This is a genomic window from Erysipelothrix aquatica (assembly GCF_009828775.2).
In the GTDB taxonomy this organism is placed as follows: domain Bacteria; phylum Bacillota_I; class Bacilli_A; order Erysipelotrichales; family Erysipelotrichaceae; genus Erysipelothrix; species Erysipelothrix aquatica.
The window spans coordinates 23,032-39,460 of the sequence record NZ_WTSY02000005.1 but is presented as its reverse complement, the minus strand read 5'-3'; the positions used below and the strand labels follow the sequence as shown (position 1 = coordinate 39,460).

The window sequence follows — 16,429 nt, the reverse complement described above, 5'->3', positions numbered from 1 at the left end:
AGGCTTGTTTTTTATAATTATTTAACGATTGCGATAGCTTTTTCGTTGTTAACTTCAATTGGTGATAATAATGGTGTTTTACCCATTGTTACTGATGATTTAAGATCTGCATCTGCACCTTTTTTGACTTCTTCTGGTGTTTTTCCGATAACATATTCGTTAAATGCTGCAACTTGTTCGTACCATTCTTTCCCGATTGAACTTGCAATCTTCATACCATATTCATCTTTTTTCTGACCTTTTGTACGTTGAACTTCTTCGTTCAATGTAGCAACACCGTTTTCAACTTTTCCGGTAACTTGTGCTGCATCGATGAATGAGTACACAACTTTTCCATTTGGGTCGTATGCTGTTGCTGCTACTGTTGTTGTTAGGTCAAGTTTGTCAGCTGCGCCTGTTGTGAATGAAACATTTCCTACTGTTGCTGCATTCTTTACGTCAACTGCATTTTCAACTGCTAATTTTACAATTTCTAAGTAGTTTGAAACATCAATTGAAACTGATGATGTTAAATCTGCATTTGCAGGTACAGCTGGGTGAGCTGCATCTTTTTCTACTGTTTCCATTGCCAATACTTCAGCAACTGTTTTTCCTGTCATCCAAGTTTCAAGATTTTCCATTTGTTTGTACCATTCTTGACCGATTTTACTTGCTTTGACCATTCCGTATTCATCGCCTAAAACTTTCTTTGAACCGTCAAATTTGAATGGTTCAATTGAGTTGTCTGCGTTGTACGCTTGTTTGTTTTGAGCAACGTCAATTTGCACTTGAGCAATTTTGTCATCTTTCAATACAACTGTTCCGTAGTATACGTTTGTTTCGAAGTTTCCTTTTTTGTCCCCTTCTGGTGCTGCGGCTTTTGCCTTAACAGTAACTGCAGTTCCAATTTTTACATCTTGCCCTTTTGGCTTTGATGCGCCACATCCTGTTAATACAAGAAGGCCAACTAATAATAAAGCAACTAATTTTTTCATTGCATATTCCTCCCGTGTCTGCTCTTCCATTGTACGAATTTTATGTTTATTCGGTCAATTCATATTATTGAGATTGTTAGGTTATACCCATACTTTTCACAAGTTACATCATTTTTTTTACTAACTTGTGAAAAAATACATAATATTTACTAAGGTATTTTTAAGTGCTTTCATACACATCGTATTCAATGTGCACTTTCAATTCCCGTTCATAAAATCTCAGATTTCATTCATTGTCTCTAATTCACTTTTCACAAGCGGTCGCCAAATACCAAACATTCTCTTTTATAGATTATCAATTACAGTCGATTCGTCACTATCAGGTAACTGTTGACCACAACATGGACAATATTTATGGTGTGGTTCGACTTTAAGTTTTGGTGCTTTTTGCGCTTCTAGTTTTCGTGACTGTTCGATAAATCCAGCGGATACAATACCAGTCGGAATGGCCGTTAAACCAATTCCTAAAAAGGTAATAATTGCACTTAAGATTCGCCCTGCCGTTGTAATTGGATAGATGTCGCCATATCCCACAGTTGTAATTGTTGACATTGCCCACCACATCGCCGAAAATGCGTTTTTGAATTTATCGGGTTGAGCTTGATGTTCAATGTCATACATTAACATTGAAGCAATAAACATTAGCAAAAGTATAATTACTATCGATGATAACAATTGTGATGCTCGTGTTTTGAGGACGTTTCCAATTAAACTTAATGATGACGTATAGCGATTAATCTTGAACACACGTAACAATCGAAGCAATTTGATGCCGCGCATTGCTCCCGCACTGAGCCCAAACATTGGCATGTAGAATGGTAAAATCGACAATAGATCAACAATTGCCATACCACTCTTTGCATATTTTAGTCGTGCTTTTGTGGGTGATAGTTCTGGATACATTAAATCAGCAGTCCAAAGTCGCACGGCGTATTCTAACGTGAAGAGTACGACAAACACCATTTCCATAGTATTGATCGCTGTTGTGTAATGGGTTGGTAAATCAAATGTGCTGATAAACGCAACGACAACACTCACTAAGACAACAATCATTAAGAAGGCATCCACAACGTTCGCGAGTGTAGAATGTTCATCTTGGCGAATCAAGTTATAAATTTGATGTTCGAGATACTTGTTGTACTTTTTATGATGTTTTTTCTCCACAGTACTTCCCCCTTTTGTCACTTATGCACATCATACCATGTATTCATAAATATGCGCTGAATTACTTCCACAAAAAAACTCATAGTGAACCTATGAGTTTTGATTTTACTATTTTCCGCGGTCTTTACGACGGTCATTGTCGTAACGACGTGAGCGTGCTTGTTTGGAGTCTGAATCTGACCCACGACGACGGCGATCGCCACCACGGTTTCCGCGGTCACGGCCTCCACCACCATCACGACGGCGAGAATCTCCGCCACGGTCACGACGACGTGGTTCACGAATTGCTTCAACCTCTAACATCTCCGTATCGAAGTTTTTGCCTTTAATGGTTACTTTTTTCAAGTCTTCCATTATTGAGGCTGCATGTTCACGAGGAACTTCAACTGTGGAAACAGTATCGTCAATTATGATGCGTCCGATATCTTTTCCACGAATTCCTGTAGCTGTTGCAATTGCACTAACAAGGTGTGATGCCGAAATACCTTGGCGTCCTCCAATTGTTAATGCGATTTTTGAGAATTGGTCACGGTTTTGAACACGTTTGCTTGCTGCTTCACCTTTAATTGCTGCTAAGTTATTTTCTGCAACAGATTTGTTGATGAATGCAATAATGATTTCTTCTTGTGTGAAGCCTTCTTTTGAAAGACCTTCATATGCTATATCAAAGAGTTTACCACGTTCTGCCGATGACCATTGGCGAATATCAGCTGCAAGTTTTTGCACCAATACTGCGTTAAGTTGTTCTTTAGTAGGAAGTGGTGTTTCTTTAATTTCTGAATTTGAAAGACGTTCGATTTGACGAATTGCGTAGCGTTGACGGCGTGTTACAAGTGTAATTGCCAATCCTTCTTTACCCGCACGTCCAGTACGTCCAATACGGTGTACATAGTATTCAAGTTCTTGCGGTACATCATAGTTAATAACAACATCCATGCTGTCAACGTCGATTCCTCGAGCTGCAACATCTGTCGCGATAAGCACTTTAACCATGCCTCGCTTGAAGCGTCCCATAACCATGCTTCGCATTTCTTGTTTCATGTCACCATGTAATCCTAAAGCGGGGAATCCAGCTTTATTTAATTCTGTTGTGAGCTCGTCAACCATTTTCTTCGTATTACAGAAGATCATGATTCCGTTTGCGTCGTGAATTTGTAGTAATTGTGTTACTAAACTAATTTTTTGGTTTGATTCAACTGTATAGTAACGTTGCTCGATGCGTGAGACCGTTAGGTTATTGCGTGATAATGCAATACGTTCTGGCTCAACTAAGAAATCATCACTTAAACGAATAATTTCTTTAGGCATTGTTGCAGAGAAGAAAGCCATTTGACGTTCTTCAGGAAGATATTCGAAAATTTCACGAATATCATCAACAAAACCCATGTTCAGCATTTCATCGGCTTCGTCTAAAACAATTCTTGTTGTGTGATTTAAGCGAATCGTACGACGACGGATATGATCCATCAAACGTCCCGGTGTTGCTACCACAATATCTGCACCACGTTTCAAATCTTTAATTTGACGGTCAATTGGTGCGCCTCCGTATATACTTACGACACTAAGTTTTTTGTATTTAGCAAAGCTACGAATTTCTTCGGCAACTTGCATACTTAGTTCGCGTGTTGGACATAAGATCAAAGCTTGTGTTTGTTTATCTACATGTTCAACTGCAGTCACGATTGGTAATCCAAACGCCGCAGTTTTACCTGTTCCTGTTTGAGATTGCGCTAATAAATCATGACCATTTAATAAAATAGGGAGTGCTTGCTGTTGAATATCGGTTGGATTTTCATATCCTTTTTCCGTTATCGCGCGAGCGACTTCCTCTGATAATCCTAATTCTAAAAATGTCATTTATTTTCCTACTTCTTTTCTAGTACACGCGTTAAAGTATAACATAAATAGAAAGGCTTGTCATTTTCTGTACTTATTATAAAAAAAGAGTAGAATCCTACTCTAGACTTGAAGTTCTAACATGACCGGACAGTGATCACTTCCAACAACTTGATCATAGATATCCGCACCTACAATCGCATCACGCAAGCGCTCTGAAACAACAAAATAATCAATCCGCCACCCTACATTTCGACTCCGCGCTGCTGCACGGTAGCTCCACCACGAGTAGCGATCTGTGACATCTCCGTGGACATGACGGAATGAATCAAGGTAACCTGCATCCAACAAATTCGTAAATTGCCCACGTTCTTCATCTGAAAAACCAGGATTTTTCCGGTTTGTACTTGGATTTTTGAGATCGATTTCTTTGTGCGCAACGTTGAGGTCACCACATATAACAACTGGTTTATCTGCTTCTAGTGTCGTAATAAATGCACGGAAGTCATCTTCCCACTTCATACGATATTCTAAACGTTTTAGTTCTTGCTGACTGTTTGGGGTATATACACACACTAAGTAGAACGCATCAAATTCGCATGTTATGACACGACCCTCTTGATCGTGCTCAGAAATTCCAATGCCATATTTGACCGATAGTGGCTCTTGGCGCGAATATACAGCAGTTCCTGAGTACCCTTTTTTCACCGCATAATTATAGTATGCGTGATAGCCCTCAGGATGATAGTCCAATTGACCTGCCTGCATTTTCGTTTCTTGAAGACACAACACATCTGTATCTAAACTTTCAAAAATACCTACAAAATCTTTTCCCATTACTGCTCGTAATCCATTCACATTCCAAGATACCAATTTCATGTCTATTGCCTCCACATTTCACTAAATGGTTTGAATTCAATGCTTGAACTCATTTGTTTAGCACTCTGACGGTGCTTCTTAATATCATTTTCATTTTCATTGATTAAGGTTTCGCGGTCTATCATATATTGAACGTAGACCATTTTTTTTATGAGATACCAGGATGCGATTGCATCGTGAATCCGTTGTGCACGTCCTTTCGGATCATTTTCAAAACTTAGTTCGAGAGTTTCTTTAATGCTTTGGCTCTTCGCATGACTTTGTACCAATAATTCTTGCGGTGTTGTAAAGTAGCGTCGGTCCTGCTCTCGCTGGAGCACTGAGCATCGTGCCTTTCCCTCAAACAGCAACGTATACAAGGCTACGATTCGTTCTGAATCGGACGTATCCATCACCATAACATTATCAACAAACGGCTCCAGCAATGCATCGCGCTCAGTCAAACTGAAGAAAATACCTTTTGCTTCATAATAGTTACGATCGACCAAAATCATAGCAAACTCGCGACCTTCTATTTCTGTATATAGTATAAGCGGTGCTTTAATATACCACTTTGGAATTTTATGAATATCTTTGTAACTTATAATTTTATTGGCAATCACTTCTTTATTAATAAAAACACTAAATGCCTCAATCACACGCACTTCAGAATCTATTTCCAAAATGCCCTCCAGCGTGTCGCTAAATTGTACATTGTCCCGGTTCAGATAATCTTCTACATATCCGTTGAAAGCACAGTCTTTAGCACCTACGCGGAAATCTTTTATTTCCTTCAAAGTAGTGTACAGACTCATTTATATATTTCCCCCCATGTACTCTTATTTTGGCACATTCTCAAAAGAAATGAAAGTGTGTCACACTCGAATGTGATTATGATTTATAATGGTGTATAAGGAGGCATTTATGAGACAAACCTATATTACTGCTTCTCATCTTGTTGATGATTATCGAAAGGCACTTTTAGAAGGTCGCGAGTTCGCACTTGGTGTACAAGTTCGTCCTTTTAACTTTGCATTTAGCGAAGCGTCTTTGGACCGTAAATCAATTGAAGTTGCTATTTATCATGCCTTAAAAAAACAAACATTTACAAAATTAAACGACGTTTTGAATTACCCGAAAACAATTCAATCGTTTATGGCTCTTTTGGATGAAATGGATGCCTATGGTGTATCCTTGAGTGATTTACCCAAAGCGACACCATTACAACGTGAAATTGCACAGGTGATGACAATTGTTCGCACTATGATTCCTGAACCGATTATAGGACCGCAATCATATATCGCATATGATCAAGGTCTCTCACATGCGCATCGTGCATTTTTAGCGCGACACGAGATTCCCCTTGCATCACGTTTACCAATGGAGCCTACTTCCATCCGCTTTCGAGTTGCTTTAAACATTCGGTCTGAAATTGAGAGTGTCATCCAGGATATTCTCGAAAGAGACATTAAAGACGCTGTCGTTGCAATTCCAAATTTTAATGCTCATCATGCATTGATTGAAGCAACACTCGCGCGTTATGGTTTACACCAAAAATTTTCAGACAAACGCTTTGATCTTGCGAAAGCACAATTTCTTGCTATGGTTACTCTTGCTTTAGATAATTCAGTTCAATCAGTTTTAGCTCTTATTGAAGCGAATCCATTGAAATTACAGTTTATCGATGACCTTGTTTATTACATTCAACATTTTGAATTAACGTACGCACAGTTGTTTGAACCGTTTAATCATGCGCAAGCACATCCTGATTATCCGCAAATCTATCGCCTACAAGAGCATATTCAATCTGATGTACTTACGTTACAGCAATTTTTGCTTGATCTTTCAACCAAAGATTATGTTGGCGCCCTAACCTTTGCCTACGATACCCTTGCCCTTAATTCGCGCATTGACATTCGCCCGATTAAGTCTTTCCTAGAATCTCACATGCATCTCTATGACGCTTCAACACATTTATTCTTTATGAATCACTTTAAAAGTGTTCAGAGTCGTGCATTAACACAACACGTCATTCGATGGATTGATATTCGAGAATTGCCGTATCTCGCACCACAGCATCTTTATGTTCTTGGTTTGAGTGCGAAGCAATTTCCGGCGATTGCTTCTCGAACAGGCATTTTGGACGAAAGCTACGTTGCCCAAATACAAAACTTTCCGAGCCTCGACGTTCGTACACAGTATCTTTTAGATCAACAAAACATAATCTTCACACACAGCACGCACCTCACATTGTCCTACCATGCGTCATCGTATGAAGGAAAGGGTATTGAAGTTTCCTATCCAATTGAACGTTTCTGTGCTGATCGTAACATTCAACTTGAACCGTGGACATTAAAACAAATTAGCGAACGAACACCCGCACTCCGCTCACTAAGTCCTGATCTTGCACCACAAATTTATTTAAAGGATGGAAAGATTGTTGGATCTATTTCGGCATTCCAAATGTATATCAACAACCCTTACCAATTTTTTGTAGAACGCGGGTTGGCATTACGAGAACCTGAAAAATTTACCTTTGATCCTCGTGTTATTGGAACGATCAATCATCGCATTATGGAAACAATGCATAAACAACTTCCTAATGATGCATGGGATACAATCGGACGTGTGTTCCCGCAAAATTCTAATAGAATCAAGATGATTCAACGGCGTAACGAAGCACTCATGACCATGAATATAGATTTTGTGAAGGAATCCATTGCAACGTCGACTTTTGATGTCGCCGATACTGAAAAGTGGTTTGAGGCCGATTCATTGTTCAAGAATATTCACCTGCGCGGTATTATCGATCGTATCGATTTGAACGATAACCATGCACTTATCGTCGATTATAAATCGACAGCTCAATCGCTAAGTCAAGGTTCGGTCCAATCGGGACAGCAACTCCAACTTTTAACGTACGCTATGATTTGCGAAACATTGTTCAGTAAATCTGTCCTGGGCGTCTTTTACTTTGGACTTCGTAACAGTAATATTTCACTTGCACCACTGTCCTATAATATTTCAAAAGGCGTTATTTACAACGAAGAACTTCCCGAAGATCTTTGGAAAAAGCAAAAGAAATATAGTGGCTGGATGTTTGACTTGCCCGAAGAAATGTTCGAAACGGATGCCTACTATGGAGGACTGCGTCTGGGTAAAATGGGTATGGGATTATGGCGTAAGCCGTTTGATATGGACAAAATCAGACCCCTCCTCCACCATGTTTACGATACCATTCAGTTTCATATCTTATCGGGTATCTTAGATCCTGAAGCAATTACTATTGATGTCGATAAAGACCTTAATCTAAGAAAGGATGATGACGCATGACAACGTTTAACCCGCAACAACAGCTTGCCATTGATGCATTGAATCAAAATGTTATTGTTTCCGCTTCGGCTGGAGCTGGAAAGACAACTGTGTTAATTGCTCGATTAATGAAACGTATCATCCATGATAACGTTCGCATTGATGAAGTGTGCGCTATGACCTTTACGGAGGCTGCTGCTTCGGAAATGAAAACACGATTACTTGCAGCCCTTAATCAAGAGTATGAAACGCATGCAACACCATTTATTGCCGAACAAATCGCACTCGTCGAGACAGCACAAATATCAACCATCCATTCCTTCTGCCTGACGATTATCAAAAACTACGGTTATATCATTGGTATGAATCCTGAACGTGCTGAAAACATCTTAGACGATGCATCGGTTACATTACTTCAAAATCGCGCTTTAGATGCGACTTTGGATGGGTGGTTGCAAACCAATCCTGAAGCAACAGAGCGTTTACTGGATATCTTTTCGACGAATCCGATTGATTTTGACGGATTAAAAGATGCTCTACAAACAACCGCATCATGGTTACTAAGCAAAAAAGAGCCGCTTGCGGAAGCAGCACGTACTTTAAACCTCTACCAAACAGATAACTTTGACGCACTACCACCTATATTCAAAGATTATTTTTTCCATCAATATTTACACGCAATTCAAGCAATCAAGACAAATATTCAGACTTTGGTTTCAATAGCGGATGCATCCTATGATGCTAACGACAAGAAACAAGTAAAGTTTTTTGACCAATCAACAATGCTTAATGATGTTTTTGGAAAGTTATTGGATGTTGAAACTGCAGTTAAGAATCACGATATTCTTTTTTATGACTTCTTCCAAGATCTTTTCAACTTCAAACTCCATGCAGACACTAAAAATGAAGATTATACCAAAGCCCGCAAACAACTTGGTGATAGCATTCATGATATTTTAGAATATCACCGACCTTTAGAAGCACAGTTTGCACTACTCCACGAACAATATGATGATGTCGCCAACTTGTTGCACATGACTCAAGATTTCATGAGCGCCTACAATAACATTAAAATTTCCGAGAACTGTCTCGACTTTAGTGACTTTGAATCTCTCGCTCTAGAAATTCTTACTGTTAATAACTTTGAAATCGCAACGTTGATTCAACCCCGCTATCAAGAGATTATGGTAGACGAGTTCCAGGATACCAATGAGTATCAAGATGAAATTATTCGCTTAATCTCTAATGGAACCAACATTTTTCGTGTCGGTGACATTAAACAATCTATTTATCGATTCCGTGGTGCAAAACCGAATATCATGCAAGACTTAATGAAAGATACAACGACTCAGAATTTGTTTTTATCTTTCAATTATCGTTCCAAAAAAGATATCGTAGATTACAACAACTATGTTTTTGATAAGTTGATGAACCTTTCTTTAGGGATATCGTATAGTGAACATGACCATGTAAATGTCGGAATCCCACAACAATCAGAAGACTCTCACCCTGTAGAATTTCACATTATCGAGCGTGGTGATCGTTACTTCGAGGCATCAGTTAACCAACAGAGAGCCGATTATATTGCCCAGGAAATTATTAAATTCCACAAGCAGGGCTATGCTTTCAAAGATATGGTCATCTTGGTGCGCTCCCACGCAAGCAAAGCGTATCTAAAAGAAGCGTTCGTCGCTGCAAACATTCCACATTACATTGATGACCGAAGTGGTTTCTACAATTCAGAAGTTATTCAAGATATTATCCACATCTTAAACTATGCGCTAAACCGTCACGATTTCTATCTTGTCTATGTTTTAAAATCAGTCTTTATCGGATATTCAGACGATAAGATTGCTGCTTTAAAGCTATCCGGACATGCTTCCATCAAGGAAGCACTTAAGATCATGGACCCTCAAACACACTTTATGATTCATGATGCAATTCGAACATGGCGTACTAAAGATGTCGTCTCGATCATTCAAGATATTATTGTGATGCGTAACACCTATCAATCACAATTATCATTACAAGATAAAACTAATGTTGATTTTTTACTTGAAAAAGCCGTTCAATATCAGGCTTCGCGTACCCCCACGCTACTGGGGTTCATCCGCTTCATCCGCGAATTCAAAGATGACACAAGCAGCGAAGCATCACCACTAAGTAAGGATGCTGATGTCGTTACATCGATGACAATTCACCAGTCTAAAGGACTGCAATTTCCAATTGTATTCTTATGGGGACTTGGCAAACATACGGTACGAGACCATACAAGCACGCTTGTCACTGATGATGCCCTTGGTCTTGCCTTAAATCATATTCAAATGCCTTATCGCACACAAGAAAAGAACATGCTTCGAACCATTGTTGAATACAAACAAGATCACGAAGAACTTGAAGAGTCTTTGCGTTTACTTTATGTCGCACTCACCCGACCACAGAAACACCTCATTTTAGTGGATGTTACAAAGGAATTTAAACCTGAACCACTTTCAAGTGCACTGCTACGTGGTCATCGCAATAAGACGGAACTACTCTTCGCAGCAAGTCCACCATCACGGATTCTTAAAGTCATCGATGCCGAAGAAATTGGAACTGAAAAATTACAAGGCCAAGTAACGACGGTTCAGAATGAATCCTTTGACAAAACATTTGAGATGGTTCCCGAACCTGTTCTTATTGCACAGAATACACTGCTCGACCCAGATAAATACTCCGAATTTGGAATGGTCTATGGAACGATTCTTCACGAATCGATTGAGGCACTCCCAAATCGTACATGGACGCACGATGACCTATCGTCTATTGAGGCGCGTTACCATCAACCGCTAATGACATACAACGCACATCCATTTACCCAGCAACTTTATCTTGCGCCAATCATCGAAAAAGAGATTCCGTTTATTGACGCCAACAGCGAGGGTATTATCGACTTTTTCGCGCAAAGCGATAAAGAAATAGTTATTGTAGATTTCAAAAGCGATAATGCAGATGCCGCAACACTTTGGCAACGCTATGCGCCACAAGTCGATGGTTACATCGCAATGATGCGTAGTTATTACCCGAATCATAATGTGAGTGCATATATTTATTCTTTCCATCTTCAAACATATTTAAAGAGAGATTACACATTGTAGTCTCTTTTTTCATTTGATTGGATTTCATTTTCTAATAACTGACACGTTGTATTCATTCAACATACATACTTTTACTTCATTCAATTTTAAAAATGTATATTCTTGTATGTAATACACATAAAAGGCCTTGTCTAAATGACAAGGCCTTCTTTTTGTTTGGACTCACGAATAATTTCTATCATATGTTTGATATTACCTTGACCCGCAAATTTGGTTTCATCTGCAAAGTCAGTGCCAATTATAGTTATCCAATGCAATGGGTGTTTTTCCGGAACTAATGTTATCGTCATATCTTGTAAAGTTCCATAAAATACTTGGAGCTCGATACCATCTTGATGATATTGAGTTGTGAAGAGCGGTTTTAATTCAATATTATTTTTTAAATTCCTGATTCTTCATAAAGTTCTCGGTAGGCACCCTCTAAATCTGTTTCCTGTGTTTCCTTTTTACCACCTAAAAAGTTATACAACCCGAGATAAGGATTCTTCATGCGTAAACACATGAGGACATCCGTTTCATCGGTATTGAAGACAATCACAACATTAACTTGTTTATAAGTTAAATTAGTCATTAAATAGGTCAAATAAAGTACTTACAGGAGTATGATCTTGGATCGCTTCGATTGCTTTCGCAAGCATATAACCAACAGAAATTTGTTTGATTTTTTCTACATGCTTCGCTTCTTCACGAAGTGGAATTGTATTTGTGATGAGTAGTTCTTTAATTTGTGAGTTTGCGATACGCTCAACTGCTGGTCCTGAAAGAATTCCATGAGTACATGCTGCATAGACTTCTTTAGCGCCTTTTTCATAAAGCATATCGATTCCACCCATGAGTGAACCTGCTGTATCAACCATATCATCGATAACAATAGCAATTTTGCCATTAACATCACCAATAAGGTTCATTGCTTCCGCAACGTTTGGTTTTGTACGACGTTTATCGATAATCGCAATCGTTGAATTAGGAATTGTATCTGATAATTTACGAGCACGTGTTGCACCACCATGATCTGGTGAGACAACAACAATTTCGTCCGCAAAATCTTTAGCACGGTAGTATTGTCCAATCATCGCTACAGCTGTTAAGTCATCTGTAGGGATGTCAAAGAACCCTTGAATTTGAGGTGCATGTAAATCAATTGTTACAACGCGGTCTGCACCAGCTGTTGTTAACAGATTAGCCATTAATTTTGAAGATATCGGTTGACGTGCACGTGCCTTACGGTCTTGACGAGCATATCCGTAATAAGGCATGACGATTGTTATTTCGTCTGCCGATGCACGATGACACGCATCGATTGCAATTAAGACTTCCATGTAAGTCTCACTTACTGGAGCACATGTTGATTGGATAATGTATACGTGTTTTCCACGTACCGACTCCAACGGTTCAATCAGAATTTCTCCGTCCGCAAAATGACGGACATCAATTTTTCCACGATTGATATTTAAATGTCCACAGATTTCATCTGCTAATTCAATATTTGACGATAATGCAAATACTACAGTGTTTTTTTCACTCATCATAATCTACTTTCCCTCTTTGTTTTTGAATCTCTCTCCATAGCCTGGCTTTGTCTCTTGGCGTGTGCGAGCGATGGCCATTGCTCCATCTTCGACATCATCCGAAACAGCACTTGCCGCGGCAACCAATGCGTTTTCCCCAATTGTAACAGGCGCAATTAGCGTAGAATGGCTTCCAATGAAGCTACCAGAACCAATTTCAGTACGGTATTTATTCTTTCCATCATAGTTGGCAGTTACAACACCACAACCTATATTAACATCTTTTCCAACTTTTGCATCGCCTAAATACGTTAAATGTGCACTTCTTGATAAATCTTCGAAGATTACATTCTTCATTTCGACAAAATTACCGATGCGAACCTTGTTTCCGATGTCTGAATGCATACGAATATGGGCATTCGGTCCGATTGTTGTTTGCGCACCAACTGTGCTATCCGTAATTCGAGAACTATCGATGGTAGTATTTTCACCGATGGTTGCATTCTCGATCCAACTATTTGGGTAGATTGTTGCACCCGAGCGAATAATTGATTTCCCATAAATATGCGTATTTGGATAAATCGTCGCATCTGGCTCAATGATAACATCCGGTCCAATATATGTATCGCTTGGACTTATAATTGTGACACCATTATACATATGCTGAGCATTGATGCGTTCTTGCAACCAACGCATTGAGGTATTGAGTTGGAATCGATCATTAACACCCATAAATTCTTGATAATCTTCGGCGCGTAATGATTGAATCTTATGACCATTTGTTTTCATTATTTTGACAAGTTGCGTTAGATTGATCTCTTCTGTATTGGTATCATCTTTAAATTCTGGTAAATATTTAAAGAGAAGTTCGTTGTTGACACAAAAGATTCCCAAACTAATTTCCTGAATGTTGCGCTCTGAGTCCGTCAGATTTCTAAAGTCGACGATATGATCGATTTGACCTTGGTTATCGCGAATAATACGTCGGTAGTTTCCCGGCTCTTGTACTTGTGCACTCATTATCGTCAAATCATGACCTTCGTGAGCATCAAAGAGTTGCGTGAATGTATCTGGCTGAATTAATGCTGCGTCACCAAAGAGAATAAGGGTTGATCCTGAATCGTCTTTGAGTTGTGTCGCTTTCGCAACCGCATCTGCTGTTCCTTTTTGTTCATCTTGAACTGCATAGTCGACACTATCGCCTAAGTATGCTTCAATTTCATCTTTTTGATGTCCTGTAACAACTACAATCTTATCAATATCAACTTTTTTAAGATTCTCTACAAGCATCCCAATCATTGGTTTGCGTAAAATTTCATGCATTACTTTGTTTTTATTTGACTGCATGCGTGTTCCTTTACCCGCTGCTAGTACAATTGCATTTTTCATAATTCATTGCCCTCCATTTTTATTTTAACATAAGAAAGCGTCTTTCACTTCCCAATTCGGCCATATTTCACGAATGGGTAGTCAAAGACGATTTTATTATATAGAGTCATTGCCTTACTTAAATCTTGCGTTAATCCGTAAATTGTTGTTCCACTACCACTCATGCAAACACCTTCAAGGTCTCCCTCTTTAAGGGTACGTATGACTTTGCGAAGGCGGCCATTCCGTTTAATGACAGCACGTTGAAAATCATTGTGTGTATGGTCAACAATTTGATGATAGTTATTCGTCTCTATACCTTCAAGAACTTGGTGAAAACCTAAAGGATCTTGAAAGTTATCAAATTTCTTAAGGAATGATTTTGTGCTCACTCCAAATCCCGGTTTCACAATCAAATAGAATAAATCCAAATCTAGTTTTACCGGCGTTAAAATTTCGCCGCCACCCTCAACAATCATCGGACGGTTAAAAAGGCAGAAGGGCGTATCTTCATCTATTTGTGCTGCAACATCAATCATTGCTTGGTCACTCATCTGTAACTGGTACATATCATTAATCATATGAATAACAGCTGCAGCATCAGCACTTCCACCACCCAGACCAGATTGTGCTGGAATGTTCTTAACGATACGTACTTTAAAGTTATCACTTATTTTGTAGGTTCGTTTAAGAATCATGAGTGTTTTATATACTGTATTTCGTTTGTCATTAGGGAGATAGGTTTTATCCGTCTCGATATGCATCGTTTCATGCTTATCCAAATAAACCATATCAAAAAGATCGATTGGCACCGTGATGTTTTGAAAATGTAGCACGCCATCCTTTCGATCTTTCGCATGCAAATATAATGTTAATTTTGCATACGCTTTTTTACGCATACAAGGCTCCGTAAAGTCTTAGGTAGTCATCAAAGCTCAATGCATCGGCACGAATACTTGGATTAATTCCCAGGCTTGTTAATACGTCAGCATAATTTACGTCAAGTTCTAAAGTTTTCAAGTTATTGGTAAGTGTCTTACGTCGGAACTGGAAACATTTTTTTACAAAACTAAAGAATGCTTTCTCATCATAAGGCATCGTATTATGAGTTGGTGTAAATTTAATAACACTTGATTCCACATTTGGACGTGGATGGAAACTCTCTTTGGATACATGCATTACTGTCTTGATATCAAAATAGTATTGCATTTGGATACTAAGTGCAGCATAGTCTCTTGTATTTGGAAGCGCAGTGAGTCGGTCAGAAATTTCTTTTTGGACCATTATGGTCATCGCAACCATTTGAACTGATTCCATTAATTTAAAGAGGATCGGTGTTGTAATATAGTACGGTAAATTCGCACAAACCGTTACAGGTTCTGTAAAATGACTTAAATCCGCTTTCAAAAAATCTTGATGAATGACTTCGATATTGGAGTAGTCTTCAAGCGTTTCTTGTAAAATTTCAACCATATGTGGATCAATTTCATACGCAATGACTTTGTCATAGCGTTCAGCAAGTTGTTGCGTCAATGCACCCAAACCAGGACCAATCTCAATGACTGTTCCTTTTTCGCCGCTGTGGGCTGCAATGTTTTTAACGATTGACGGATCAATAATAAAATTTTGACCAAAGTGTTTCTTGGCACGGCGTTCGTATCGTTTTAGCAACTCCATACTTACGGAATAATTAGCAATTGTTTTCATAGGTTACTCTCTTTCAAAATAGTGCGGCAGGTTGCTACGTCTATGTTCATCATATTCAGATACTTAAATGTAGTTTTTGCATTGGACTTGGGGAAATGTAAAGCTTCAGATAGTGTTTCCCGTTTTAATTGACTATCTGGGAGGCCTGAAAGGCCGCAATCAATAAATTCACCCCACGTCATGGATTCATTGTAAATGTCAAAAGTAGCCGCCTTAGCGAGCGCCTCAAGGATATCTTCGCAATCGGCATGCTCAATCCCGACTTTTTGTTTTTTCTTGGTTTGTATTACATGCAAGGATGCATGTTTTGTAGTACCTACTGTTTCAATAATCCGACGGCGAATCATTTCACCAGGTCCATCCGGATCGGTAAAGACGATTAAACCGCGAGAAGCATGCATCTTCTTGCATAACTCCAAAAATTCTTGCGACATGTGGGTTCCACTTGATGTAATAATATCTGCATCGATACATTTGAGTATCTTTTCACGGTCATGTTTTCCTTCGACAACAATAACCTCTTTGATTCGTTGTTTCTTCATACCAATATTATATCATGTTTGAA

Annotated in this window: 14 protein-coding genes; 2 read left to right on the top strand and 12 right to left on the bottom strand. The window is 38.9% G+C overall.

The window, feature by feature from the left end; all coding sequences use genetic code 11:
• Window positions 1–17: 17 nt before the first annotated feature.
• The 5 genes from GVV20_RS02400 to GVV20_RS02380 form a co-directional block, all read right to left on the bottom strand.
• Window positions 18–974 (bottom strand): hypothetical protein, encoded by a 957-nt coding sequence (locus GVV20_RS02400; protein WP_159741299.1) that lies wholly within the window; start codon window positions 972–974, stop codon window positions 18–20.
• Window positions 975–1,259: 285 nt separating this feature from the next.
• Complete coding sequence (locus tag GVV20_RS02395) at window positions 1,260–2,138, bottom strand: ion transporter (protein ID WP_159741298.1); 879 nt, start codon at window positions 2,136–2,138, stop codon at window positions 1,260–1,262.
• Window positions 2,139–2,246: 108 nt separating this feature from the next.
• Window positions 2,247–3,995 carry a DEAD/DEAH box helicase gene (locus tag GVV20_RS02390; protein ID WP_159635049.1) on the bottom strand — a complete coding sequence of 583 codons (1,749 nt, stop codon included), beginning with the start codon at window positions 3,993–3,995 and terminating at the stop codon, window positions 2,247–2,249.
• 102 nt (window positions 3,996–4,097) lie between these two features.
• Window positions 4,098–4,853, bottom strand: a complete 756-nt coding sequence (locus GVV20_RS02385) for an exodeoxyribonuclease III (RefSeq protein WP_159741482.1) — start codon at window positions 4,851–4,853, stop codon at window positions 4,098–4,100.
• A 2-nt stretch (window positions 4,854–4,855) separates the two neighbouring features.
• A complete protein-coding gene (locus GVV20_RS02380) occupies window positions 4,856–5,647 on the bottom strand; it encodes a hypothetical protein (RefSeq protein WP_159741481.1) in 792 nt (263 codons plus the stop codon).
• Between the two features lie 109 nt (window positions 5,648–5,756).
• On the opposite strand from GVV20_RS02380, the gene GVV20_RS02375 reads away from it, so the two are divergent.
• Together GVV20_RS02375 and GVV20_RS02370 are read left to right on the top strand one after the other, a co-directional pair.
• Entirely contained in the window at window positions 5,757–8,165 is a 2,409-nt protein-coding gene (locus GVV20_RS02375; protein WP_159741480.1) for a PD-(D/E)XK nuclease family protein, read from the top strand.
• Window positions 8,162–11,281, top strand: coding sequence for a UvrD-helicase domain-containing protein (locus GVV20_RS02370; protein WP_159741479.1), 3,120 nt, complete (start codon window positions 8,162–8,164; stop codon window positions 11,279–11,281). Before GVV20_RS02375 ends, GVV20_RS02370 begins: the two co-directional genes overlap by 4 nt.
• A 131-nt stretch (window positions 11,282–11,412) precedes the next feature.
• On the opposite strand, the gene GVV20_RS02365 is transcribed toward GVV20_RS02370, so the two are convergent.
• From GVV20_RS02365 to rnmV, 7 genes are all read right to left on the bottom strand, one after another.
• The gene (locus GVV20_RS02365) at window positions 11,413–11,571 is read right to left on the bottom strand and encodes a hypothetical protein (RefSeq protein WP_236261769.1); all 159 of its coding nucleotides are present in this window, start codon (window positions 11,569–11,571) and stop codon (window positions 11,413–11,415) included.
• 89 nt (window positions 11,572–11,660) lie between these two features.
• Window positions 11,661–11,852, bottom strand: coding sequence for an NUDIX hydrolase (locus tag GVV20_RS02360; protein WP_236261770.1), 192 nt, complete (start codon window positions 11,850–11,852; stop codon window positions 11,661–11,663).
• Window positions 11,845–12,810: a ribose-phosphate diphosphokinase gene (locus tag GVV20_RS02355; protein ID WP_407925783.1), complete on the bottom strand. Its 966-nt coding sequence runs from the start codon at window positions 12,808–12,810 to the stop codon at window positions 11,845–11,847. Before GVV20_RS02355 ends, GVV20_RS02360 begins: the two co-directional genes overlap by 8 nt.
• A 3-nt stretch (window positions 12,811–12,813) precedes the next feature.
• Window positions 12,814–14,178 carry a bifunctional UDP-N-acetylglucosamine diphosphorylase/glucosamine-1-phosphate N-acetyltransferase GlmU gene (gene glmU / locus GVV20_RS02350; RefSeq protein WP_159641763.1) on the bottom strand — a complete coding sequence of 455 codons (1,365 nt, stop codon included), beginning with the start codon at window positions 14,176–14,178 and terminating at the stop codon, window positions 12,814–12,816.
• 44 nt (window positions 14,179–14,222) lie between these two features.
• Window positions 14,223–15,056 carry a 4-(cytidine 5'-diphospho)-2-C-methyl-D-erythritol kinase gene (gene ispE / locus GVV20_RS02345; RefSeq protein ID WP_159740723.1) on the bottom strand — a complete coding sequence of 278 codons (834 nt, stop codon included), beginning with the start codon at window positions 15,054–15,056 and terminating at the stop codon, window positions 14,223–14,225.
• Window positions 15,049–15,864 carry a 16S rRNA (adenine(1518)-N(6)/adenine(1519)-N(6))-dimethyltransferase RsmA gene (gene rsmA, locus GVV20_RS02340; protein WP_159740722.1) on the bottom strand — a complete coding sequence of 272 codons (816 nt, stop codon included), beginning with the start codon at window positions 15,862–15,864 and terminating at the stop codon, window positions 15,049–15,051. Before rsmA ends, ispE begins: the two co-directional genes overlap by 8 nt.
• Window positions 15,861–16,406, bottom strand: coding sequence for a ribonuclease M5 (rnmV, locus tag GVV20_RS02335; RefSeq protein ID WP_159740721.1), 546 nt, complete (start codon window positions 16,404–16,406; stop codon window positions 15,861–15,863). The genes rsmA and rnmV overlap by 4 nt, the downstream gene beginning before the upstream one ends.
• Between the last annotated feature and the right edge of the window lie 23 nt (window positions 16,407–16,429).

Bases quoted from the DNA above. Each gene is read 5' to 3' on its own strand.
- ispE (WP_159740723.1), bottom strand. From the start codon at position 15,056: ATGCGTAAAAAAGCGTATGCAAAATTAACATTATATTTGCATGCGAAA.
- rsmA (WP_159740722.1), bottom strand. From the start codon at position 15,864: ATGAAAACAATTGCTAATTATTCCGTAAGTATGGAGTTGCTAAAACGA.
- GVV20_RS02390 (WP_159635049.1), bottom strand. From the start codon at position 3,995: ATGACATTTTTAGAATTAGGATTATCAGAGGAAGTCGCTCGCGCGATA.
- glmU (WP_159641763.1), bottom strand. From the start codon at position 14,178: ATGAAAAATGCAATTGTACTAGCAGCGGGTAAAGGAACACGCATGCAG.
- GVV20_RS02385 (WP_159741482.1), bottom strand. From the start codon at position 4,853: ATGAAATTGGTATCTTGGAATGTGAATGGATTACGAGCAGTAATGGGA.
- GVV20_RS02365 (WP_236261769.1), bottom strand. From the start codon at position 11,571: ATGACGATAACATTAGTTCCGGAAAAACACCCATTGCATTGGATAACT.
- GVV20_RS02400 (WP_159741299.1), bottom strand. From the start codon at position 974: ATGAAAAAATTAGTTGCTTTATTATTAGTTGGCCTTCTTGTATTAACA.
- GVV20_RS02355 (WP_407925783.1), bottom strand. From the start codon at position 12,810: ATGATGAGTGAAAAAAACACTGTAGTATTTGCATTATCGTCAAATATT.
- GVV20_RS02375 (WP_159741480.1), top strand. From the start codon at position 5,757: ATGAGACAAACCTATATTACTGCTTCTCATCTTGTTGATGATTATCGA.
- rnmV (WP_159740721.1), bottom strand. From the start codon at position 16,406: ATGAAGAAACAACGAATCAAAGAGGTTATTGTTGTCGAAGGAAAACAT.
- GVV20_RS02380 (WP_159741481.1), bottom strand. From the start codon at position 5,647: ATGAGTCTGTACACTACTTTGAAGGAAATAAAAGATTTCCGCGTAGGT.
- GVV20_RS02360 (WP_236261770.1), bottom strand. From the start codon at position 11,852: ATGACTAATTTAACTTATAAACAAGTTAATGTTGTGATTGTCTTCAAT.
- GVV20_RS02370 (WP_159741479.1), top strand. From the start codon at position 8,162: ATGACAACGTTTAACCCGCAACAACAGCTTGCCATTGATGCATTGAAT.